The organism is Nonlabens marinus S1-08 (genome assembly GCF_000831385.1).
Lineage (GTDB): Bacteria > Bacteroidota > Bacteroidia > Flavobacteriales > Flavobacteriaceae > Nonlabens > Nonlabens marinus.
The window spans coordinates 2,133,528-2,156,096 of the sequence record NZ_AP014548.1 but is presented as its reverse complement, the minus strand read 5'-3'; the positions used below and the strand labels follow the sequence as shown (position 1 = coordinate 2,156,096).

Here is a 22,569-nt window from a genome sequence, read left to right as displayed (position 1 = left end):
TTATAGGTTCTAGAATTAACGCCTATTTAAGATTATCAGCCTTCTAACCAGGCTTTAAAGTCCTTTACTCGCTCTCGACTCACAATTAAGTCCAGTTCTTTAAATGAATCAATCTTTACTCTTAATCGAGAATTGGTATAACTGATGATATCTGTTATGGCATCGATGCGCACTATGACCTGCCTAGAAATACGGAAGAATTGCTTAGGATCTAAGTCTGCCTCCACGGATTCTAGCTTTCCATCTATTAAATAGTTACGTCCATTTGCTAGGTTGATGTAGGTACCTTTGTTTTCAGAGTAGAAGAGCTGGATTTCATCTGCAGTAAATAATTTGATGTGCTCCCCTACTTTCACGGTGAACCGCGTTTTGTAATTCTCATGATGAGTACCTAGCAACTTAGCAATCTGTTGCAAGTCGATAGGTTGTAATTGTGTACTGACGCTGTTGGACTTTTCGCTTTCGCGAAAGCGAATTTTAAACTTATTCACCGCCTGTTCCAACTCTACTGCATCTATAGGTTTCAGTAAGTAATCAATGCTGTTGAGCTTGAACGCCTGCAATGCATACTCGTCATAGGCAGTGGTAAAGATAATCGCGCTGTTGATTTGTACGTGTTCAAATATCTCAAAAGAAAGCCCATCGCTCAACTGGATGTCTAAGAAGATCAAATCTGGCTCAGTGGCGCTTGACAAATATTCTATCGCTTCCTTAACAGAATGAACTACACGAGAAATTTCTAAATCTAATTGTTCCAGCATGCGTTGCAAGCGACGGGCGGCTGGTTTTTCATCCTCAATAATAAGTACGCGCATGTGCTGTTATTGTAAAGATTGGTTTTCCTCCTTGCGCAGGATCTCTTGAATCTTGCGCTCCTCCCAGTCTTGACTTGTCAATGGGTCCCATTGAAATGTACGCACCGCATGACTGGACAGTCCTATGCCCCAACCCAATAATGGGAACAAAAACCATGGAAAGCTCCATTGATTTGTATAGTAATTCAATCCAGCAAGGCCCAGGTTGACGAATGCGTACACAACGATGTGGTTGTAAAAAGATTTAAGTTCCTGCACACGAGCCTTGGCCCGGGCATATTTTTCTTGGTAAGTTTCTTGTGTTTGCATGGTTTAGAAGTTTTGGTCGTTCATCAATTCATCCAACTTATTTTTCTGCCAGTTTTTGCCTAGGAATATATGCCGATCAAAGTTTTTCATGTATTGAAAAAATAATCCTATCCCCATCCCAATCGCTGGGAATATCACCCATAGAAAATCTGAGGTGAAGTAATTCAACACGGCTAGAAAGAGCAGTATCAAAACGGTGCGCCAGAGTTCGTCATAGAATTCTTTAATATTTTTCACGCGCTCTTTGGCTTGCATCAATCGGTAATCTTCTAATGGAGTTTCCATAGCTGTAGTTTTAGGTTGTTGTATACGATCAGGATCCAGTAAGGGTAAATGCACTTGAAATGAGGTTCGGTTTTTATCAATGGTCATTTTTTGTTCCGTGAGTAGTCCATACCTGGAGGCGATGTTTGCCAGGCCTACACCAGTGCTGTTGCCCAGCACATTTTTAGCTTGAAGGTTGTTCTTGATTACCAGCTGTCCATCGGCCTCATAGATTTGCAGGTGCAATGGCTGGCTGGAACTGATGACGTTATGTTTGACGGCATTTTCTATCAATAACTGCAAGGAAAGTGGGACGATTTGTAATTCAGGATGAGACACCTGCTCTGGAATTTGAACTTCTAGGCTGTCTTCAAACCTCATTTTGAGCAGTCCTATATATATACGAGCAAAAGCCAACTCTTCTTGAACGCTAACTAGTTGCTTGCCGCGTTGTTCTAAAACGTACCTGTATACTTTAGATAAAGAGGTGGTAAAGTTCACTGCCGCACTTGGATTCTCTTCAATTAAGGAAACCAATACATTCAAACTGTTGAACAAAAAATGAGGATCCAACTGGTTTTTCAATGCATCAAATTGTGCCGTCGCTGAACTGGCAATGACTTTTTGCTCCTTAAGCTTAGATTGTTGTAGTTGTTTATAGAAGTAAAACAGGTGAAAAATAAGCGCAATTACCAGCGTAAACCCAACTCCAAACAGATACCAAGATTGACGCTGCGAGTCCAAAAATTCTTGCCAGCCCATCCCAAATATGATCATTCGGGTAAAAGCAATTAGCAAAAACAACGTGATTAATGTAACCACAACTGAGCCTAGAACACCTAGAACTAATCGCAACAGCGGTGCCGTGGACCAAGACATGCGATCATTGAAATAGGAGAAAAAGGTTTCATTTACCAGAGTGATACTAATGGCAAACAAAAAATTGATCGAGTAATCCTGCGCCGCTTCATAAATATCAACTGGTTGATTGCCAAATCCATAATTAATAAGGGAAATCACCAGCGCAATAAAGGCGCTGATCAAAATGGTTTTGGTAATCGAGCTGAATCTCATGGTTCTGGTCTTGAATCTTAAATGTACTTCTTATTGAAGGACGTCCCAAAGATCCACTAGCAACTGGCTTAAAAAAAAGCAGAATGACCCAACTGTAAGAATGGGTTACTGAATTGTAATCAGGATGAGAATTCTACTTATTATGTAGTTTCACGTCAGGAAACTCTGTCTTAATCTCGCTCAACAATTGTAATTTTCCAGCCTCAAAGGCGTCGTCCAGATCTTCTAGCTTTGGATCCTGACGGTTGGATTTATAATTGTTGTAATCCTGCACGGTGATCCCATTGAGATTTCTACGGTTCACGCTTTCGCGAAAGCGAAATCCACAATCATCCTCACAATAAGAATAGGCCATGTAATCAATCAGATAATCTTGCGTGTCGATCCAGTATACAAAGACATCCTCGTGGTCCTCACCACCACCTTCTTCTTTAAAAGTAACCTGAATCTCATAATAATTGCTGTCCATGATGCTGTCCGTGCCTATCAATTTTAGGTTAACTGCATCGCCATCGAGACCATAAGGCAATTGTGCAAAATAAATCACTGAGTTCACTGACGACTGATAGCGCTGCGCGATCGTATCGTTCAACACCACTAGAGAATCATTAAAATGACGGGTAAAACCATTGTTATCTAAACGGTCCAGAACATCCATATCGCCTTGACGGAAACGGCGTTCATAAGCAAACTGCCCATCATAACGATCTACACTGTAGTTGATGCCCCTGAAAATAAAGTCCATACGAGCATTTGCAGCAAGATCTGCTCCATGAGCCTGGATGCTTAAATCCATGATTTCAGCGGCGGTAGGTTCTGGATCGCCACAGGAAATTAAAATACTACAAGTTACTAGCGTTATGGAAAAGAGGATTTTTTTCATTTCACAAATATATAACGATGGGCTCAAACTGTTAAATTATATTTGTGACTTCATGGATTTTAAGAACAACGTACAGATTAAGAACCGCAAAGCGCGCTTTGAATATGAATTGCTGGACAAGTATACGGCTGGAATTGTACTTACGGGTACAGAGATCAAGGCCATACGCTTAGGAAAAGCCAGTATTGCAGAGGCTTTTTGTGAGTTCAAAGACGATGAGCTGTGGATCATTAACATGACCATACAGGAATACTCACATGCCACGCATTTTAATCACGCACCTAAAGCAGCGCGTAAATTGTTATTGCAACGACGTGAGCTTAAAAAGTTGCACAAGGATGTGACGAACTCTGGTAACACCATCATTCCTATCGTGATGTTTATCAATGATCGCGGATTTGCTAAGGTACAGATCGCTCTTGCGAAAGGGAAAAAACTCTTTGACAAACGGGAAACCATGAAGAATCGAGACAATAAAAAGCGCCTGGATCAAATCAAAAAAACCTACAACGCCTAAACTTTTTTACTTCTTAAAAGTCTATGGAGTAACTAACAGTAGTAACTTACACTTCATTATGGTGTCTTACTACAAACTATCCATCCTCTCAATACCTTTTATGAAGTCAATTTACGCTCTCGTTTTATTTCTATTACCTCTTTTCCTTTTTAGCCAAATTACGGGTACGGTAACCGATGCCGCTGGGGAACCCATACCATTTGCCTCCATATATATAAAAGGCACCTACACAGGAACGTCTACTAATGTGGATGGGGTCTATGCGCTAGAATTCAAAAAACCTGGAAAGCATACCATTATATTTCAAAGTCTAGGATACAAGACCAAAGAAATTACGGTGAACCTAACCACGTTTCTCTTCACCCAAGATGCCACCCTAATAGAGGAAACCACTTCACTGGACGAGGTAGTGGTACGCACTGATGAAAACCCGGCTGACCGGGTCATACGCGAAGCCATCAAAAACCGCGAAACCAACCGACTCAAAACTTCCAGCTACACGGCAGACTTCTACTCTCGTGGACTATGGCGTATGGAAGATGTTCCAGAGAAGTTTTTAGGCCAAGAAATAGGTGACATAGGTGGCTCTCTAGATTCCCTAAACCGCAGCGGGATTGTGTATTTATCAGAAACCGTGAGCAATATTGCCTATCAAGCACCTAATAACTTTAAAGAATACATCACCGCCAGTAAAATAAGTGGTGACGACAGAGGTTTTAGTGTCAACAGTGCCGAGGCTGCTAATTTTGATTTCTACAACAACAATATAGACTTGAACAACCGCATCGTCTCCCCTATTGCAGACTATGCTTTTAGCTATTACAAATACAAATTAGTAGGTACCTTTTTCGATAGCAATAATTTCCTTATCAATAAAATTGAAGTCATCTCCCGCCGTCCTAAAGACAATACCTTTAATGGTTTTATTTACATCGTGGAAGACCAATGGACTATTTATGGTTTAGAATTAACCACCAGCGGGTTAAACATCAATGTTCCCGTCATCAAGGAGTTGACCTTTAAACAAGATTTCTCTTATGAGCCCAGCAGTAAAGACTGGGTCAAACGTACCCAAAACATCACCTTCTCTTTTGGACTGTTTGGGTTTAAGGGCAATGGTCGGTTTATTGCTAATTATACCAACTACAATTTCAATCCTAATTTTGATAAACGAACTTTCGGTCCAGAAACCTTAGCTTTCAATAGAGAAGCTAATAAAAAGGACAGTTTGTTTTGGAAAACCATACGACCAGTCCCTTTGACAAGCGAAGAAACTCGAGAATATGTAAAAAAAGACAGCATCTCTAGTGTACGGAACGATCCAAAGTATAAGGACAGTGTGGATGCGGTCAACAACAAGTTTAAAATTCAGAAACTACTGACGGGATACTCTTATAGAAATTCCAATAAGCAATCCAGATTAAGCTACAATGGTGTGATAGGCGCTGACAATTTTGAAGGCTTCAATACCGTCCAAGGCTTTGTGGTCAGCACAGGTCTAAACTACAATAAAGGCTTTGATGAAGATTATAACAGCTCCTTCAGCACAGGGATCAATTTCAATTATGGATTTGACGACGATCGCTTGCGCTACACCGCATACGCTAACTATAGGTTCAATAGAATCAATCGCAGGACGCTGAGTATATCAGGTGGTACGCAAGCCAACCAAATCAACACAACCCGGCCTATTACCAGTCTAGAAAACACGATCTCTAGTTTATTCTTTGAGCGCAATTATGCTAAACTCTATGGATTGGATTACGGCCGTATCGGGTATTCTGAAGAGGTGAGCAATGGAATTTTCCTTTCAGGATCTGTAGGCTACGAGCGTCGACAGCCTTTACAAAATACCACAGACCAGGTTTGGTTTACTCAGTCCGATGTCGATTATACGCCTAACGATCCTTTATTGCTGGACAATCAACGATTAGCATTTATCAGTGAGCATGAATTGGTTAAAACAAATGTTTCCCTGACCCTACGCCCAGGGCAAAAGTATCAAAGCTATCCAGATCGCAAGATCAATATTACGAACGAGAAATACCCTACCATCAATCTAGGTTATGAAGGTGGAATAGCCGCTAGCAGTGATAATTACAACTACCACCAGTTTCGCGCCAGTGTGTATCAAAATTTTGATCAAGGGAATTTGGGTCGCTCCAGCTATTGGGTGAATGCAGGAACTTTTTTGAATGCAGACGGCATTTCCTTTATCGACCGCCAGCATTTTAATGGGAACCGATTGCGCTACAAGTTAGAGGCATTAAACCCGTATGGTTTTGGATTGCTGGATTACTATGATTACAGTACCAATAAGTCTTATGCACAGGTACACCTGCAGCACGATTTTAAAGGATTCATCATGGGTAAAATACCGGGAATCAACCAGCTGAACTATGATTTGATCCTTAGTGCCAAAGCCTTGATGACAGAGCGTAAACCTTATTATGAAGTCAGCGCAGGGATCGACAATATAGGGTTTGGCTCCTTCCGCCCTTTCCGGGTGGATTATGTGCGCAGCATTACCAGCGAGCGCAATTATGGTGCTTTTGTAGTGGGGATAGAATTTGGTTTATAAGGAGTTCGCTTTCGCGAAAGCGAACTTACCACAATAGGTTGCTCCTTCCATTATTTAAAGAAGTAAGTGATAACAGTGCTATACGGATAAGCTCATAGAATCGCAGAGGTGTTCATAGCCACCAAGGAAACCTTGAACTTTACAGATAGGTAGGGATTCTTAATTATTCTAATTGTGCGAGTGAGTTATGGATGGGTAATGTTATCTGGTTAGGACTTGGACATTTCAAGTTAACTGACTTTTTCATGATCTAATTTCAAAAAATCAAGCGGGCTGCTGGTATTGACGATGCTGCGATCAGAAACCCGGGTATAGAGTAAGGTGGTCTTGATATTAGTGTGTCCTAATAAGTTTTGAATCACCTTTAAATTTGTACCTGCCTCTAATAAATGGGTAGCATAGGAATGTCTGAGGTTATGACAGGTGACCTGCTTAGTAATTCCCGCTCTTTTACAAGCAGCATTGAATACTGCGCGCAGCGATCCTGTGGTATAAGTTTCCTTTTTCTGACCTTCAAAAAGGTAGTTGCTAGGTTTGTATTCCAGATAATAGGCTCGCAATATAGATTTAAGGGCATCAGGGTAAGGCAGGATTCTATCCTTACGACCTTTGGCCTGACTTATAAATACACAATTGCGGTGTTTGTCAAAATCAGAAATTTTAAGTTGGATCAATTCACCGCTTCTTAATCCTAGACTGTAAACCACAGTCAGCATGGCTTTGTGTTTAGAATTTGTTGTTCTATTGAGTAATAAAGTCACCTCTTCTAGAGATAGGATTTGGGGCAGTACTTGTTGCGGAGCCCTAGGTTGTAATTTTTTAAAATCAACTTCTCTCTTATGCATTTCAAGCAGGTATAGTTTGACAGCGCTCAACAATTGCTTTTGGGTTGTATATACGTAACTTTTAGTGAGGATTAACTCGCCCAGTTTCTGAAAAAGATAGTAATCCTCCAACCGTTCCATAGGCATTTGAAAACCTAAAAAGTCTTGAAACACCTGTAATAGTCCTATGTAAGACCTGATGGTGTTGCTGCTGTATTTCTTAATCTGGAGCAAGGTGTTGAAGTCTTGAAACATGCTGATATTTTCACGTGAAAGTCACTTAAAAAAACGACATGTTATAGCTTTTTAGGATTTGAAAGTGCTTGATTTAAATGAAGTTAATGTGTAACTTGCTTCTATACACTAGTTCAGGCCAATTGCCTGCGGCCGTAGCTCTCCGCTATGAAATTTTAAATCTAAGGCCAGGGTTTCTAAACGATTCGAATGTGAGCATTGCCAAAACAAGTAATCAGTCCTAAGGACCTCAAAATTTCAAGACTCCCGATCTACTCAATTGGCCTGAACGGCAAAGGTGTGAAACACCTGATCGAAGAATAGGTTTGTACTTGGCTAAGGAATCGCCTCCTTCACCAACTGGCCCGAACAACGCATAAAGCGCATCAGGCGTTCCAAATGCTCCACGCGAGGCTTCAATTCAACTGCATTAACTATCTTCATCAATCTAAATCAATTTTAGGTAAGGTAACAGCCAAATGTGAGGGAACGCCTCACACGCATTATACCTTTGCCGTTGTGGCTAATTATAAAAAAAAATTGAGAACATCACTAAACATTTTTCTGATTTTAATTTTGGCAATTCAATGCAAGGAAGTTGAGAATGACCAAACTGAAATTAGGTGGTTGAAAACTGAAAAGTCTAGGGAATATTTAGACTACTCAAAATTCATTCAAGAAAACCCAAAATCTAAACATTTTGAAAAAGCGCTGTCAGAATACTTTTTTTTAAGAGATAGCGTGGAAGGTTATTTTGGATGTGGGAAATACAACACATCTATTAGTATTGTGGATAATGAAAAGATTTTATTTGATGACGAACTGAAGAAAATAGATTCTTTAAGATATATAACATTTGAATATTTGAAAAACGGAATTCCAAATGTATCAACTCACAAATATGACGTTCAAATTCCAGAATCAAAAATGTGGGATTCAATCTCGAAAGTCCATTTTGATGTTGTAATTTATAAAAAACCCTTTCCGATAAAATCACTCAAATTAGCATTAGAGGAAGTAAGTATTGGAATTGATTATTATAAAGAATACTTGTCTGAAAAATGGTTCAGTTTACCATATAACAAATTATCAAACGGAAAAAGAATAGGAATAGATGAGCTAAATGATACAAGGTTTTCATTTTTCGATTTTTCGCATATGAATGGTAAAAGGATTATTCCACCGCCACCGCCAGAATTTGAAAACGATGAAATGCAAACCGAGGAATAACTAGCCACAACAACGTATATAGCTCATAGCTAGTTAGTTGCTTAATCGGAAGTTCAGGCATATTTGCGAAGTCTGCCAAATTTTTTAATTTGGCTTATTGAAAAGAAAAGGTAATAAGAAAATTAAAAAATTCGGCTCGTGCTTAACCGAATAGTCAATGCTAATTTGCACGCTACGAGCCATATACAAAACCGTTCAGGCCAATTGCCTGCGGCCGTAGCTCTCCGCTATGAAATTTTGAATCTAAGGTCTGGATTTCTAAACGATTCGAAAGCGAGCAGTGCCAAAACTATCGATCAATCAAAAGGACCTCAAAATTTCAAGACTCCCGATCTACTCAATTGGCCTGAACGGCAAAGGTGTGAAACACCTGATCGAAGAGTTGGTTTGTAATTAGCTAAGGCATCGCCTCCTCCACCAACTGGCACGAACAACGCATAATGCGCATCAGGCGTTCCAAATGCTCAACGCGAGGCTACAATTCAATGACATTAACTATCTTCATCAAACAAAACCGTTAAAAGGCAAGGTAATAGCCAAATGTGAAGGAACGCCTCACACGCATTATACCTTTGCCGTTGTAAGCAAGCTGAAAAAAGAGCCACCACACGTTCAAGCACATTTCATTTTGCTCGTGCCTCACAAAATAAAAAGAGCTTTCACTTCCCCACCGCCACCCTGAAAAAACATCAAGAAAAGTAAATTTTATTCCGAATAAGTTAATATATTTGCGTTAAACACAAATAAATTGGCTGAATTGGAAATCAACAGGATTAAAGTTGTTCTTGCTGAGACAAGGAGAAAAAACAAATGGTTAGCTGAACAAATTGGAAAAGATGCATCGACAATTTCTCAATGGTGTACTAATGCCAGACAACCATCGCTTGAAAATCTACTGAAAACAGCAAACGTATTAGATGTTGATATTCGTGAATTGTTATACTCAACAAAAAATTCTACAGAGCAAATATGAGTGAAAAGAAAACATATATCGACCTATTTGCTGGCTGTGGTGGACTATCACTTGGATTATTCAATTCTGGACATTGGAAAGGAAAGTTTGCAGTAGAAAAAAGCCCTGATGCTTTTAAAACCTTAGAGTATAATTTAATTGAAAACAATAGTCATTTTGAATGGCCAAATTGGTTGGCACAATCAAACCACGACATAAATCAAATAATTAAAAACCACTCGAAAGAATTAATCAATTTAAGAGGAACTATTGATATGGTCGCTGGTGGACCACCTTGTCAAGGTTTTTCAACAGCAGGCAAAAGGATTGAAAATGATTCGAGAAATAAATTAATCAAATCGTACATCAAATTTATTAGGCAAGTACAACCAAAAGTTATCTTTTTTGAAAATGTAAAAGGGTTTACTCAAAAGTTTGACAAAAATAAAATTCAAGGAAAGGTGTATTCCGAATACGTGAAAAGTGCTCTAGAATATACCCCAAAGGATAAAAATTATTTAGGCTACAAAGTAGAAGGTCGACTAATTGACTTCTCAGAATATGGAGTTCCTCAAAAAAGAACTCGTTTCATATTAGTTGGTATTAGAAAAGACATAGCAAGCAATACAAAACCAACAGATTTTTTTGATTCTATAAGAAAGGAAAGAGAAAAATTTCTTGTTAATAAAGGAATAGGAATTACAAATAGCTTGGAAGATGCTATATCCGATTTATTGAGAATTAGTGAAACAGTATCACCTGACACTTCATCATTTAAGGCAGGTTTTTACAACAAAACTAAATCCAAATATCAAAAACTTCTAAAAGGAGATTACTCAGCGAAAATCCCTGATAGTCACAGATTTGCGAAACACAACCCTACTACAATCGAAAAATTCGAATTTATACTCGAAAATGCCGATAAAAATAAAACTCTTTCAGACGATATTAAAAATAGGTTTAACCTTAAAAAAAGGACTATTATCCCATTATCAGGAGCATTACCAACACCAACCATTACAACATTACCTGACGATTATATTCATTATTGTGAACCAAGGATTTTTACTGTCCGAGAATATGCCCGAATTCAATCCTTCAACGATTGGTATGAGTTCAAAGGTAAATACACAACAGGAGGAAAAAGAAGAACTCAAGAAGTACCTAGATATTCTCAAATAGGTAATGCGATACCACCTTTATTTGGCGAGCAAGTCGGATTTGTTTTAAACTCGATATTGTAATGGCAAAAGTTAGTTTTAGAACAAATATCCTCTTAAAAAGTATAATTGGAAAAGATTTAATTACAGATGACAATATTGCTGTATTGGAGTTGGTCAAAAATTCATTTGATGCAGGTTCTAATGAAGCAAAAATAATTTTCAGAGATGTTATAACTGAACTTTCCACAAAAGAATATAAAAAATATAACCAATCTAAGATTATACTTCGTGATACCGGCTCAGGGATGTCCGAATATGACCTTATCAACAAATGGTTAAATATTGCTTATTCTGAAAAAAAATCTAAAAAAGAAGAGTTTAATAGACAGCTGGCAGGTAATAAAGGAGTTGGTAGATTTTCCTGCGATAGGTTAGGCAAATCCTTGGTTATTTACACTAAAAAAAATGACGAACCATTTTTAAAACTTTCTATAGACTGGACTGAATTTGAAAAAGTTGATGACATTGAAAAAAATATTCAAGATGTAGATTTCGAATTAGATAAGATTCCGATTGAACAATATGTAAAAGAAACTCAACTTGAAAAATTTGAGGAAGGTACAACTCTGTTTATCAGTAATTTGAGAGAAGATTGGGATTTGTCAAAAATTCAATCTCTAAAAAGACAACTAGAACGCTTCATTAATCCAAATCAAAACTTTGAAGCTGAATCTTTTGACGTAATTATAAAAGCGGACGAATTCAAAAAAATTGAGCGTGGTTTACCAGAAAGTGAGAAAATAAACGGTGTTGTCAAGAATAGGATTTTTAACAAATTAGATTTCAAAGCTACTTACATAAAAGCTAATATTTCAGAAGATGGAAAAACTATAACAACAGTACTACGAGATAGAGGCAATGAAATTTTTACACTTAAAGAACATAATCCCTTCGACCTTCTAAAGGATATCGAAGTTAACATATACTACTTAAATCCTTATTCAAAGGCATACTTCAAAAGACAGACTGGAATAAGGTCTGTAGATTTTGGTTCTATTTTCCTTTTTATTAATGGATTTAGAATACCACCATACGGAGACCAAGGGAATGATTGGTTGGGTATGGAGTTAAGAAAAGGACAAGGACACAGTAGGTTTTTAGGAACAAGAGAGGTAATAGGTCGTATCGAAATAAATGGAGTTGAGTTAGATGATGAAAAAGAAGATTTTTTTATTATTTCAAACCGTTCAGGTGTTGACAACAATAAACATTATGAACAACTGACTAAAAACTCAGCACCATACGGTTATTATTTTAAAACTTTTAGAAGACTTGAACGATTTGTAGATGAAGGAATAAAATGGGACAGTACACCGCTAAAAGAGTCAGCAATTGAAAAAAAGGTACTAGATGACAAAAACTGGAACGAAGGGAAAGAAGAGTACAAAGAAGATTTGCTAACAAGAAATAAGCGTGTAATATCAATAATTGAAAAAATTATAAATGCTAAAAATGACGAAATAATATCGTTATCTATTAATAAAGAATTAGTTACAGAATTAGCCGATGAGCAGGCTAAAAAAGCTAAAGCTGAAATAGATTCTATTGTAGGACAACTTAACAACAAAACACTATCCTCTGAACAAATAACACAACTAATCAATGATTTAAAAAGCTCAGAAAATGAAATAGAAAATTTCCCAGGTCAAGCAAGTCAAATTGAACTGCTTAAAAAGGAACAGAGTAAATTAAAATTAGAGCTTGAAAAGAAGTTTGAAGAAACAAAAGAGCTTGAAGATGAGGCTATCAGGTTAGAAGAAGAAGCTAAAAAACTTCAAGAGGAATTAGAATTAGAAAAAGAAAAGAACACCTACTTAAAAACATCTTCCAGAACACTTACAGAAGATGCCAAAGGTTTAGTACACAACATAAAAATTACTTCTAGAAAAATAAGTAGTAGTGTAGATAATTTATATGATAAGATATTAAACGATTCCTATACCAAAAATTCCTTACTTAAATCCTTAGGAGCTATTAAGTTTCAATCTGAAAAGGCAAATAAGATTAGCAAAATAATTACACGTTCCAACTTCAAAACAGATAGAAATGCTCAAATAGCTGATGTAGTTCAATATATCAAACAGTATATCGAAATTTATTCTGACATATACCCAAGGAATGAGCTTGAATTCAAGATTGTTGAAAAGGACACGTCATTAACAAAAAAGTTTAGTGTACTTGATATGTCCGTTGTTCTTGATGACCTGATATCAAATTCTGAAAAAGCAGGTGCTAGTTTAATTGAAATTGATATGACTAATCCTTCAAAAGAAGAATTAAGAATTCTTTTTTCCGATGATGGTAAAGGTGTAGCGGAAAAATTCTTAGAAGATGAAAAGTCAAAAAACAAAATCTTTGAACTAGGTATTACAACAACAAATGGCGGTTCTGGTATTGGTTTAAACTCTGTAAGGGAGGGTTTAAAATCTATGAATGGAACTATTAAATTAATTGGCAATAATGTTAAACTTAAAGGAGCCTGTTTTGAAATAATAATTAAATGATAAAAAGAAGTTGTTTAATCATAGATAATGATGACCAAACTGAAGAAATTAAGCAATTGGTTAGAGATGCAAGACATCAAGGAATTGATTTAGATTGCAGACAATTTGATGTTGGGAATACCGCATTTACTGAAGTTCTTTCTTTAGGAAAAATTGATATCGATAAAGTTGAAAAAGAAGCCAAAAAAAGATACCATAATCTAGTATTCGACATCATTGCTTTTGATTATGAATTAGATGATGAGGATATTAATGGAGTAGAACTTTTACGCAATTTCAATAACAGAAGGTTATTTAGGTACACGCCTAAATTAGTTTACTCTGGTGTTTTGGACCAAGTGCTTAGAAATATAATTGAACCTAACTTAGGAATTTTAAAAACAGCAAACGAACCAGACAGAGCAATAATTAAACAAAAGGGTTTAGGAAAAATAAAGTCATTAATAAAATATAGTGTACACGAATATTTAGATAGAGATGACAGAGATTCCATTATCTTAAAGTTTTTAAAAGATGACATTCAATCTACAGAACTAATTGTAACACAAGCTTTAAGATTGTATCCCGATTTTGTTTTTGAAAATAATTTTGTAACCGAGAAATTTAATGGGATGTCTTACGCAGAAGTTGCAGACGTCTTAGATAATGATGATATTCTTGGAGTTGAGTTTAAAAGAGAAATAATTCAACAAGTCATTGCATATCTAACAGAAAAGATTTAGGTATGAGTAAAAAGATTTTAATTGTTCATCCCTATGATAAATCAACGAGTTTCTTAGATAGAATAAAAAGTCATTTACAAGGAGAGTTTTCAGATGACTTACATTATTTCAGCGTCAAGCCAAATCAAACCTCACACAATCAATGTTTGAGCACCATTCGAGATTTTTCCGTTAACGGGTTATTGTTGTTTATGGGTCACGGAAAAAGTAATTGCCTTTATGGAGCAAAAGGAGATTATTATGGAACTTTAGAAAATGAACTTGTGAAATCTGAAGAACCGGATAAATATTTTTATGAGGACAACTTTATAAATGAACAAAACCTGAGTGTTTTTAATGAAAAAAAAGTCATTGCATTATCTTGTAATTCTAATGCTCAATTAGGACGAAAATCAGTTGAAAATGGAGCAAAAGTTTTTTTAGGATTTGGAGATTTACCAACTTCAATAGAAGAGCTAAAAGAACAAGGGGAAGAAAGTAAATCTGGTGTTTCACTTGGTAAAATAGAGCAAGCTCTTAAAACTGAGATTAACGACATTTTTAAGAAGAGCATTGGCATTGGAATTAATAAGAATTATACCTTTTCAGAATTAGTTGACCTCATTCATTTTGTAACGAATCAAAAAATAAGTCATTATTTAGTTAATCAGAAAAAAATAAGTGAGAGAAAATTAATTGCAAATTACCTCTATACATTTAAAAAGGAAATAAAAGTGTATGGTAATGGAAAAGAAAAGTTACTTGTGTAAGCCAACGCTGATGTTCAAGCACATTGCAATCCTCGTGTCTGCGGTTGCAAAGAGCTTTCACGCCAACTCTCACTTTCGAACTAACATTAAAACCTCGAAAAACAAAGCAGAACGTAGAAAGCCAGCTTACAACAATGTATAAAAATAATAGCGGATTAATCGCTAAAACAAAAGCAAGTAAATTTATAAAAGGTCTGTGTTTATCCGAAAAATTAGTGTGTAAAAACCCGCTACTATTCTTATACTAGACCGTTGTGTGCAATTAGAGCATCAGAAATGGAAAAATGGAAACCAGAATTATTATTTAAATTATTGTGGATTGGATTGACCTTATTCACAATCTATATTTTTGGTTGGTTGACCTTTGGTTATTTAACATTTGGAAATCTGTTTAAGGAAAAATATGGATTTTGGAATTTATTCTTGCCGAATGTCTTGACAATTGGACTTTTGATTTTCTATACAAAAGAACTCTTAATCGGATATAACTCGAAATCAAAAAGTCGGAATTTAAAATCATTGTTGATTTTTTTAGCGCTAATAACAATTTTGACTTTTGTCCAAATCCCTCAATTCGAATTATTATTTGAGGATTTGGAATCGGAATATTGGCAAATTATAATATCGCTGATTATTGTTCTGACCTCGTATGTTGGAATAATAATAAATAGAGTTTTAAAAACAACAGAACCGAAAAATAAAAATCGGAATAAAATAACTGCACACAACAATGTATAAAAATAATTGCTGTTTAGTGCTAAATCAAAGGTAGTTGCGTGTTTGCTACATCTGAATTTCCTGCGGAAATTCCTCGCACGCAAACCCGCAACTATTCTTATACGCAAACGTTCAGGCCAATTGCCTGCGGCCGTAGCTCTCCGCTATGAAATTTTGAATCTAAGGTCTGGATTTCTAAACGATTCGAAAGCGAGCAGTGCCAAAACTATCGATCAATCAAAAGGACCTCAAAATTTCAAGACTCCCGATCTACTCAATTGGCCTGAACGGCAAAGGTGTGAAACACCTGATCGAAGAGTTGGTTTGTAATTAGCTAAGGCATCGCCTCCTCCACCAACTGGCACGAACAACGCATAATGCGCATCAGGCGTTCCAAATGCTCAACGCGAGGCTACAATTCAATGACATTAACTATCTTCATCAAACAAAACCGTTAAAAGGCAAGGTAATAGCCAAATGTGAAGGAACGCCTCACACGCATTATACCTTTGCCGTTGCCAGCAATTATGAAACAAACAACATTACTTATTTTTATAGTCTTTGCATTTATTCTAAATTCTTGCGGTCAGAACAATTCAAAAACTGAATCGATTGAAAATTCTGAACTGATAAATATTGTTGGGACTAAAGTTTTATTTCCAAAATCGTCTTTTACCGAATCGAAAAAAATAGTTGGACTTGTTAATGCCAACGATGCAATGATTCTTGTGACTGAGTTATTAAATGATAGTTTTGAAAGTCAAGCTAAAAACTTAAATAAAGCATTTATCGAAAGGAGTGGCGGAGAAATTTTAGACACTAAACAATATCTAATAGATGGATTTAATGCTAAACAGTTGATTGTAAAATCAGCTGATAGTTTGAAAATCCGAATGGTACTTTTTGGAGATAATGAATTTTGTACTTTTCTAACAGCAAAACATTTTCTAAACGATGAAAAATCTGAGAAAGAAATTGAATTCCTGTTAGAGAACGTAAAGTATGATAAAAGTATAGTTGTTAATCCTCTTGCCCTATCACCATTCATTATTGACGGCAATTACAATGGATTCAAACATTTTACCAAATCACAGAACACGCACTTTTATACGCGAGACGGGAATGAAAGAAAAAATAGAGAAAAAGACCCATCATTAGCAATAGTTTATGGAGTTCTTAGAAATGAATCAGACTTTGAGAAAACTTTCAAAGAGCTTACCTCATTAAATGATGTTGACAAATTTAAAACGGAGCGAAATGGACAAGACGCTTACGAAGGTGTATTCAATTTAGAAAATGGGAATAAACGATATTATTTATTATTGAAAAATGACCTAAACTATATTATGATTCGAGGAACAGCAATGGAAGAGCACGAACAAACAATTGCAGATTTTAAGAATTTTGCTGACCAAGTAAAATGGAAAAAATAACTGCTGGCAACAATATATAACCGCAATTACGGCGGATTCGACTACGTCCGAATCCACTCGGAATTACTAACGTCAGTTCTTAACCGAAAATCATTAACTTTAATCCCGTAACTGACGGTTATACGAGACCGTTGTAAACAATTTAAGACAAACATTGAGAAAAGCATTAAAATACGGATTTCTGATTTTCGGAATGCTAATTCTAATCGGATTTGTTCTGAAAGGAAATATCACTCACGAAAAATTTGACTCTGAAAAGTGGAAAAACTGGACGGAATCGGAATCTGAATGGTCATTGCGTTGGGATATGATGAACAGTTTGCGAAATAATTACGAACTGAAAGGAAAATCGAAAACGGAAATTATTGAACTATTGGGAAAACCAGATTCAGAAGTGAAAACGGACTTTAAATATTATTTAGGAATGTCAAAACGCGGAATAAATACTGGAAGTTTGACAATCGAGTTTAACGAAAATGGAATCGTAACTGACTTTTCAGTTTGGCAAGGATAAAATGGTTTTCAAAAAAGAAACAAAGGATAACGAATTGTACGTTTATATGAACGGAAAACTGATTTATAAAAAGTGGTTGAATACCGGAGAATCCAAAGTGTTTGACTTAATAGCTTATGACAAATACACTCTGAAATCAATAAATGAGAAAGAATAAAAAACTGTTTACAACAATGTATAACCGCAATTACGGCGGATTCGACTACGTCCGAATCCACTCGGAATTGCTAAAGCCTGTGCCAAACCGAAAATAAACGCTAATTTAACCCGTAACTGACGGTTATACGAGACCGTTCAGGCCAATTGCCTGCGGCCGTAGCTCTCCGCTATGAAATTTTAAATCTAAGGCCAGGGTTTCTAAACGATTCGAATGTGAGCATTGCCAAAACAAGTAATCAGTCCTAAGGACCTCAAAATTTCAAGACTCCCGATCTACTCAATTGGCCTGAACGGCAAAGGTGTGAAACACCTGATCGAAGAATAGGTTTGTACTTGGCTAAGGAATCGCCTCCTTCACCAACTGGCCCGAACAACGCATAAAGCGCATCAGGCGTTCCAAATGCTCCACGCGAGGCTTCAATTCAACTGCATTAACTATCTTCATCAATCTAAATCAATTTTAGGTAAGGTAACAGCCAAATGTGAGGGAACGCCTCACACGCATTATACCTTTGCCGTTCTACATCATATGACCAAAACCAATATCATAACAATGCTTATAATGACTGTACTTCTTATAAGTTGCAGTAAAGAAGTGTATGAATTTGATAATGGACTTCGAAAATCAAAATTTATACTTAAAAACTCTAAGTTTAAATATATTGAAGAAAGTAATGCTGAATCTTTCAAATCTGCTGGAACGTTCATAAGAACAGATACGACTTTAATTTTTAATTTCAAAAAAAGCGAAAAATTACCTTTCTCTTACGCAACTCGTGAAATCGAAATAATTTCATCGGAAAAAGATAAAAATTTTAGTGAAATTACTGTAATAAACACATTTAATAGTTTTCCTGAATTTTCAGTGAACGTTGTTTTGCGAGACAAAAAACTTAATACGTTAAGAATTTTAAAAACAGATTCCGAAGGGAAAGTTCGAATCGAAAATTCTACTAATATTTATGAAATAGAAATAGCGAATAATACTTTCTCAAGAAAAGCTATTTTTACTTATGAACCTTTTAAAGAGAAAAATATATTGGTTAAACTGATACTAATTGAACTTGGTGGCGAGCCAGTAGATGGACCTCATGGTTGGGCTTATTATATTGAACCAATTATAAAATGCGATATCCTGAGAAGGGATAACGAAACAATAGCTATTACACTCAATGATTTCAGATATGATAGAGCGAAGTAATACGATGTAGAACACCGTATATAGCTCATAGCTAATTGATTGCTTAATTGAAGTTATGGTATATTTGGAAGTCCGCCAAATTTTTTAATCTGGCTTATTAACAAAAAAGATAATAATAAAATTAAAAAAAATGGCTCGTGTTTAACTGAAAGGTAATCGCTATTTTGCACGCTACGAGCCATATACAAAACCGTTCAGGCCAATTGCCTGCGGCCGTAGCTCTCCGCTATGAAATTTTGAATCTAAGGCCTAGATTTCTAAACGATTCGAATGCGAGCATTGCCAAAACTATCCATCAATCAAAAGGATCACAAAATTTCAAGACTCCCGATCTACTCAATTGGCCTGAACGGCAAAGGTGTGAAACACCTGATCGAAGAATAGGTTTATACTTGGCTAAGGAATCGCCTCCTTCACCAACTGGCACGAACAACGCATAAAGCGCATCAGGCGTTCCAAATGCTCCACGCGAGGCTTCTATTCAATAACATTAACTATCTTCATCAATCAAAACCATTAAAAGGCAAGGTAACAGCCAAACGTGAAGGAACGCCTCACACGCATTATACCTTTGCCGTTAGGTGTAATAAAAAACAAATGCAATGAAAATAATATCAAGTTCTGGAAAAGGTAATTTTAAACTAATCAAGAATGATGATGAGGTTTGTGAATTAGCTTATACTAATTGGTTTTCGGAAAAAGCTCAAACCGCATTAAATGGAAACAATATTGTAATCAAGCCAAAAAATATTTGGACAAGTAAAGTCGATATTTTTAAGAATGAAAGCCAGATAGGAGACATTACCTTTAACCTCAAAGGTCATATGGTTATTAGGCTAGAAAAAGCAAATGGAAAAGAATTTAACTATTTGTTGAAAAACAAAGCGAAATGGAAACTAAGATTTGAAGTTTTTAATGAATCTGAGACACATCAGTTTTCACTAAATTCAGTAAATAACTGGACGAAATTAAATTATGATTATGATGTTGAAATGGCTGACTACAATTCGGAATTTGAAATTGAGGAACTATTGATTTATTGTGGTTATGCAGCAAACTTATATTTGGCAATAATTAGTGCTGTTTGAAATCAGAAAATTACTACACCTAACAACGGCTATAGTTCATTGCGGCGGAATTTCCTCCCGGAAATTCCTGCGTGTTTACTAACTTTGGTTTACGGCGGAATAATTCTGCCGAACCATTCCGCAACGAAACCATAGCCAAACACGTTGCCCACAATATGAAAAAACTACTCACGATAATATTTAGTTTGACAATTAGTCTTTGTTTTTCGCAAACAAAAGAACAACTGATTAATTCAATTATTAAAGTAAATACAGTGGAATCTTATTGTGTCGGAATTGCTTGTATGGTAAGTCCACAATACGCAAGATTTCAAAAATTAAAGAAAAAACTATCCGAAAAAGAACTAATAGAATTATCAAGACACGAAAATCCAATAATTCGGACTTACGCTTCGATTGAGCTCATTCAGTCAAACAAAGGAAATGTTCCTGAATTACTATCAGCTGAATTACAGAAAAATGAAATGGTTGAGACATTTGAAGGTTGTATAATGGGAATTGACCCAGTTTCATCAATTATTTATCACGAATATTGGAATAAAATCAGATTAGAAGAGTCTCGAAAAATTAAAGGCAATAATTACGAGCAAGATTTAGCAATGCAAAAAGCACTTGCAACTGACTTGACTATGGAAAAATTAGATAGCGTGATAATCTATTCAGAAAAAGAAGTTTATTGGCTACTTTATGATAGAACCTTTAAGAATAGAAAACACAAAGACAATTATTTGCCTCGAATTACGGAATTGGCTGTTAGTAAAAATAATGCTTATGCATTTGATTATTTAAAAAAATATTACTCGTCTGAATACTCGGAGGAATTAGAAAATTATTTAAAAAATGACTTTCCAAAAGCTAAATTTCAAACCGAAAATGAAGTTGTCAATTTACACTTGTTTACTAAAATAATGTTGGAAAGTAAAAATGACGATTACAAAAAAATTGCAATTGAAAAATTGAGAAATTATGACAATTGGAAAGGAAAGTCTGGTTGGTTTAAAGCAACATTGAGAAAATACGGAATTGAACTCTGAAAAAATACTGTGGGCAACACCGTATATAGCTCATAGCTAATTAGTTGCTTAATCTAAGCTAATGCATATTTGCAAGTCCGCCAAATTTTTTAATTTGGCTTATTGAAAAGAAAAGGTAATAAGAAAATTAAAAAATTCGGCTCGTGCTTAACCGAAAAATAATCGCTAGTTTGTACGCTACGAGCCATATACACAACCGTTCAGGCCAATTGCCTGCGGCCGTAGCTCTCCGCTATGAAATTTTGAATCTAAGGTCTGGATTTCTAAACGATTCGAAAGCGAGCAGTGCCAAAACTATCGATCAATCAAAAGGACCTCAAAATTTCAAGACTCCCGATCTACTCAATTGGCCTGAACGGCAAAGGTGTGAAACACCTGATCGAAGAGTTGGTTTGTAATTAGCTAAGGCATCGCCTCCTCCACCAACTGGCACGAACAACGCATAATGCGCATCAGGCGTTCCAAATGCTCAACGCGAGGCTACAATTCAATGACATTAACTATCTTCATCAAACAAAACCGTTAAAAGGCAAGGTAATAGCCAAATGTGAAGGAACGCCTCACACGCATTATACCTTTGCCGTTGTGAGCTATACTACAAAACTAATTCAACATTTATGAAACCAATAGAATTACTAAAAGAAGTATTCAATATTACCAATAATGATATTCTCTGGAAAAACAGAAATTCGTCAACCGATATAATAGCATTAGATACTGATGAAAATATACGGTTCAAGCTAAACAGTCAGGGTGGACGAAATATCGAGTTGATGACTTTCAGCCAAGTTGGTGTATCATATCGTACAATAGCATTAGTTGAAAATAATGAAATCTATCTGCCAAAAGAATTCTACGAAGCTTCCAACCAAATTAATATAAGGTGGTTTACTAAAAAAGAGTTAAGCGAGGAACATAATATTATTATCGGTGCCTTTTCATTAAAATCTTTAATTTACTCTATGCAAGGACAAGACGCGGACTATTCTTCTAATAACATTGATTTTGAAATGGTAAAAGCTTTCGACGGAACTATGCAGAATTTTACAAAAATCAACGAAAATCCATTTTCAATTTCATCTATGAATATATTAGGATTGAGCAATGACGGCTCACTTAATGGTAAACCCTTGGTTTCTTTTGACTTTACAAATGGGAATTCTGGTGTAAACCCTACAAGAACTTCTCACAGTTTTTTGGTGGAACTGGTAAAAAAAAGATTGGTGGAAATCTATACCATTGAACAAATGCCGTAATTGTACAGCTCACAACACTGGCTATACGCAATTGCTCGGTTCTTGCTCATCCGAAAATTCCTGCGGAATTTTCTACGGTTTGGGTATATTTGGAAAGATAAGGCTGAGACACGCAACTGCGCATAGCCTAAACCGTTCAGGCCAATTGCCTGCGGCCGTAGCTCTCCGCTATGAAATTTTGAATCTAAGGCCTGGAATTCTAAACGATTCGAATGTGAGCATTGCCAAAAATAGTAATCAGTCTTAAAGACCTCAAAATTTAAAGACTCCCGATCTACTCTAGTGT

The 22,569-nt window shown here is 36.1% G+C and carries 20 protein-coding genes; 15 read left to right on the top strand and 5 right to left on the bottom strand.

What is annotated here, in order from left to right; translation table 11 throughout:
* Nucleotides 1-35: 35 nt before the first annotated feature.
* The 4 genes from NMS_RS09890 to NMS_RS09875 form a co-directional block, all read right to left on the bottom strand.
* Nucleotides 36-815: a LytR/AlgR family response regulator transcription factor gene (locus tag NMS_RS09890; RefSeq protein ID WP_041496560.1), complete on the bottom strand. Its 780-nt coding sequence runs from the start codon at nucleotides 813-815 to the stop codon at nucleotides 36-38.
* A gap of 6 nt (nucleotides 816-821) precedes the next feature.
* Entirely contained in the window at nucleotides 822-1,124 is a 303-nt protein-coding gene (locus tag NMS_RS09885; protein ID WP_041496559.1) for a 2TM domain-containing protein, read from the bottom strand.
* A gap of 3 nt (nucleotides 1,125-1,127) precedes the next feature.
* Complete coding sequence (locus NMS_RS09880; RefSeq protein ID WP_041496558.1) at nucleotides 1,128-2,462, bottom strand: histidine kinase; 1,335 nt, start codon at nucleotides 2,460-2,462, stop codon at nucleotides 1,128-1,130.
* A 133-nt stretch (nucleotides 2,463-2,595) separates the two neighbouring features.
* Complete coding sequence (locus NMS_RS09875; RefSeq protein WP_041496557.1) at nucleotides 2,596-3,345, bottom strand: DUF6503 family protein; 750 nt, start codon at nucleotides 3,343-3,345, stop codon at nucleotides 2,596-2,598.
* A 52-nt stretch (nucleotides 3,346-3,397) separates the two neighbouring features.
* Between NMS_RS09875 and smpB the strand changes: the two genes are divergently transcribed.
* Together smpB and NMS_RS09865 are read left to right on the top strand one after the other, a co-directional pair.
* Nucleotides 3,398-3,862: an SsrA-binding protein SmpB gene (gene smpB / locus NMS_RS09870; RefSeq protein ID WP_041497647.1), complete on the top strand. Its 465-nt coding sequence runs from the start codon at nucleotides 3,398-3,400 to the stop codon at nucleotides 3,860-3,862.
* 100 nt (nucleotides 3,863-3,962) lie between these two features.
* Nucleotides 3,963-6,443 carry a DUF5686 and carboxypeptidase regulatory-like domain-containing protein gene (locus NMS_RS09865; protein ID WP_041496556.1) on the top strand — a complete coding sequence of 827 codons (2,481 nt, stop codon included), beginning with the start codon at nucleotides 3,963-3,965 and terminating at the stop codon, nucleotides 6,441-6,443.
* Nucleotides 6,444-6,673: 230 nt separating this feature from the next.
* On the opposite strand, the gene NMS_RS09860 is transcribed toward NMS_RS09865, so the two are convergent.
* Entirely contained in the window at nucleotides 6,674-7,522 is an 849-nt protein-coding gene (locus tag NMS_RS09860) for a tyrosine-type recombinase/integrase (protein WP_041496555.1), read from the bottom strand.
* 519 nt (nucleotides 7,523-8,041) lie between these two features.
* Here NMS_RS09860 and NMS_RS09855 point away from each other — a divergent pair.
* The 13 genes from NMS_RS09855 to NMS_RS09795 all read left to right on the top strand — a co-directional run bounded on the left by NMS_RS09855 (nucleotide 8,042) and on the right by NMS_RS09795 (nucleotide 22,283).
* Nucleotides 8,042-8,731, top strand: coding sequence for a hypothetical protein (locus NMS_RS09855; protein WP_148311374.1), 690 nt, complete (start codon nucleotides 8,042-8,044; stop codon nucleotides 8,729-8,731).
* A 748-nt stretch (nucleotides 8,732-9,479) separates the two neighbouring features.
* Nucleotides 9,480-9,704, top strand: a complete 225-nt coding sequence (locus tag NMS_RS09850) for a helix-turn-helix transcriptional regulator (protein ID WP_029448989.1) — start codon at nucleotides 9,480-9,482, stop codon at nucleotides 9,702-9,704.
* Complete coding sequence (locus NMS_RS09845) at nucleotides 9,701-10,927, top strand: DNA cytosine methyltransferase (RefSeq protein ID WP_041496553.1); 1,227 nt, start codon at nucleotides 9,701-9,703, stop codon at nucleotides 10,925-10,927. The genes NMS_RS09850 and NMS_RS09845 overlap by 4 nt, the downstream gene beginning before the upstream one ends.
* Complete coding sequence (locus NMS_RS09840) at nucleotides 10,927-13,410, top strand: ATP-binding protein (protein WP_041496552.1); 2,484 nt, start codon at nucleotides 10,927-10,929, stop codon at nucleotides 13,408-13,410. Before NMS_RS09845 ends, NMS_RS09840 begins: the two co-directional genes overlap by 1 nt.
* Nucleotides 13,407-14,132, top strand: coding sequence for a hypothetical protein (locus NMS_RS09835; RefSeq protein ID WP_041496551.1), 726 nt, complete (start codon nucleotides 13,407-13,409; stop codon nucleotides 14,130-14,132). The genes NMS_RS09840 and NMS_RS09835 overlap by 4 nt, the downstream gene beginning before the upstream one ends.
* 2 nt (nucleotides 14,133-14,134) lie before the next feature.
* Complete coding sequence (locus NMS_RS09830; RefSeq protein ID WP_041496550.1) at nucleotides 14,135-14,881, top strand: hypothetical protein; 747 nt, start codon at nucleotides 14,135-14,137, stop codon at nucleotides 14,879-14,881.
* Nucleotides 14,882-15,157: 276 nt separating this feature from the next.
* A complete protein-coding gene (locus NMS_RS09825; protein ID WP_041496549.1) occupies nucleotides 15,158-15,619 on the top strand; it encodes a hypothetical protein in 462 nt (153 codons plus the stop codon).
* A 458-nt stretch (nucleotides 15,620-16,077) separates the two neighbouring features.
* Nucleotides 16,078-17,031: a hypothetical protein gene (locus NMS_RS09820; protein ID WP_148311373.1), complete on the top strand. Its 954-nt coding sequence runs from the start codon at nucleotides 16,078-16,080 to the stop codon at nucleotides 17,029-17,031.
* Between the two features lie 154 nt (nucleotides 17,032-17,185).
* Nucleotides 17,186-17,545 (top strand): hypothetical protein, encoded by a 360-nt coding sequence (locus NMS_RS09815; protein ID WP_041496547.1) that lies wholly within the window; start codon nucleotides 17,186-17,188, stop codon nucleotides 17,543-17,545.
* A 721-nt stretch (nucleotides 17,546-18,266) separates the two neighbouring features.
* Nucleotides 18,267-18,905 (top strand): hypothetical protein, encoded by a 639-nt coding sequence (locus NMS_RS09810; RefSeq protein ID WP_148311372.1) that lies wholly within the window; start codon nucleotides 18,267-18,269, stop codon nucleotides 18,903-18,905.
* 602 nt (nucleotides 18,906-19,507) lie between these two features.
* Entirely contained in the window at nucleotides 19,508-19,993 is a 486-nt protein-coding gene (locus NMS_RS09805) for a hypothetical protein (RefSeq protein WP_041496545.1), read from the top strand.
* 155 nt (nucleotides 19,994-20,148) lie between these two features.
* Nucleotides 20,149-21,027, top strand: a complete 879-nt coding sequence (locus tag NMS_RS09800; protein WP_148311371.1) for a hypothetical protein — start codon at nucleotides 20,149-20,151, stop codon at nucleotides 21,025-21,027.
* A gap of 617 nt (nucleotides 21,028-21,644) precedes the next feature.
* Nucleotides 21,645-22,283, top strand: a complete 639-nt coding sequence (locus NMS_RS09795) for a hypothetical protein (RefSeq protein ID WP_041496543.1) — start codon at nucleotides 21,645-21,647, stop codon at nucleotides 22,281-22,283.
* Nucleotides 22,284-22,569: the final 286 nt, after the last annotated feature.

What these genes read in the sequence shown, in the direction of transcription:
- smpB (WP_041497647.1), top strand. Translation starts at nt 3,398, where the DNA reads ATGGATTTTAAGAACAACGTACAGATTAAGAACCGCAAAGCGCGCTTT.
- NMS_RS09860 (WP_041496555.1), bottom strand. Translation starts at nt 7,522, where the DNA reads ATGTTTCAAGACTTCAACACCTTGCTCCAGATTAAGAAATACAGCAGC.
- NMS_RS09845 (WP_041496553.1), top strand. Translation starts at nt 9,701, where the DNA reads ATGAGTGAAAAGAAAACATATATCGACCTATTTGCTGGCTGTGGTGGA.
- NMS_RS09875 (WP_041496557.1), bottom strand. Translation starts at nt 3,345, where the DNA reads ATGAAAAAAATCCTCTTTTCCATAACGCTAGTAACTTGTAGTATTTTA.
- NMS_RS09830 (WP_041496550.1), top strand. Translation starts at nt 14,135, where the DNA reads ATGAGTAAAAAGATTTTAATTGTTCATCCCTATGATAAATCAACGAGT.
- NMS_RS09890 (WP_041496560.1), bottom strand. Translation starts at nt 815, where the DNA reads ATGCGCGTACTTATTATTGAGGATGAAAAACCAGCCGCCCGTCGCTTG.
- NMS_RS09805 (WP_041496545.1), top strand. Translation starts at nt 19,508, where the DNA reads ATGAAAATAATATCAAGTTCTGGAAAAGGTAATTTTAAACTAATCAAG.
- NMS_RS09800 (WP_148311371.1), top strand. Translation starts at nt 20,149, where the DNA reads ATGAAAAAACTACTCACGATAATATTTAGTTTGACAATTAGTCTTTGT.
- NMS_RS09810 (WP_148311372.1), top strand. Translation starts at nt 18,267, where the DNA reads ATGACTGTACTTCTTATAAGTTGCAGTAAAGAAGTGTATGAATTTGAT.
- NMS_RS09880 (WP_041496558.1), bottom strand. Translation starts at nt 2,462, where the DNA reads ATGAGATTCAGCTCGATTACCAAAACCATTTTGATCAGCGCCTTTATT.
- NMS_RS09795 (WP_041496543.1), top strand. Translation starts at nt 21,645, where the DNA reads ATGAAACCAATAGAATTACTAAAAGAAGTATTCAATATTACCAATAAT.
- NMS_RS09865 (WP_041496556.1), top strand. Translation starts at nt 3,963, where the DNA reads ATGAAGTCAATTTACGCTCTCGTTTTATTTCTATTACCTCTTTTCCTT.
- NMS_RS09885 (WP_041496559.1), bottom strand. Translation starts at nt 1,124, where the DNA reads ATGCAAACACAAGAAACTTACCAAGAAAAATATGCCCGGGCCAAGGCT.
- NMS_RS09840 (WP_041496552.1), top strand. Translation starts at nt 10,927, where the DNA reads ATGGCAAAAGTTAGTTTTAGAACAAATATCCTCTTAAAAAGTATAATT.
- NMS_RS09825 (WP_041496549.1), top strand. Translation starts at nt 15,158, where the DNA reads ATGGAAAAATGGAAACCAGAATTATTATTTAAATTATTGTGGATTGGA.
- NMS_RS09835 (WP_041496551.1), top strand. Translation starts at nt 13,407, where the DNA reads ATGATAAAAAGAAGTTGTTTAATCATAGATAATGATGACCAAACTGAA.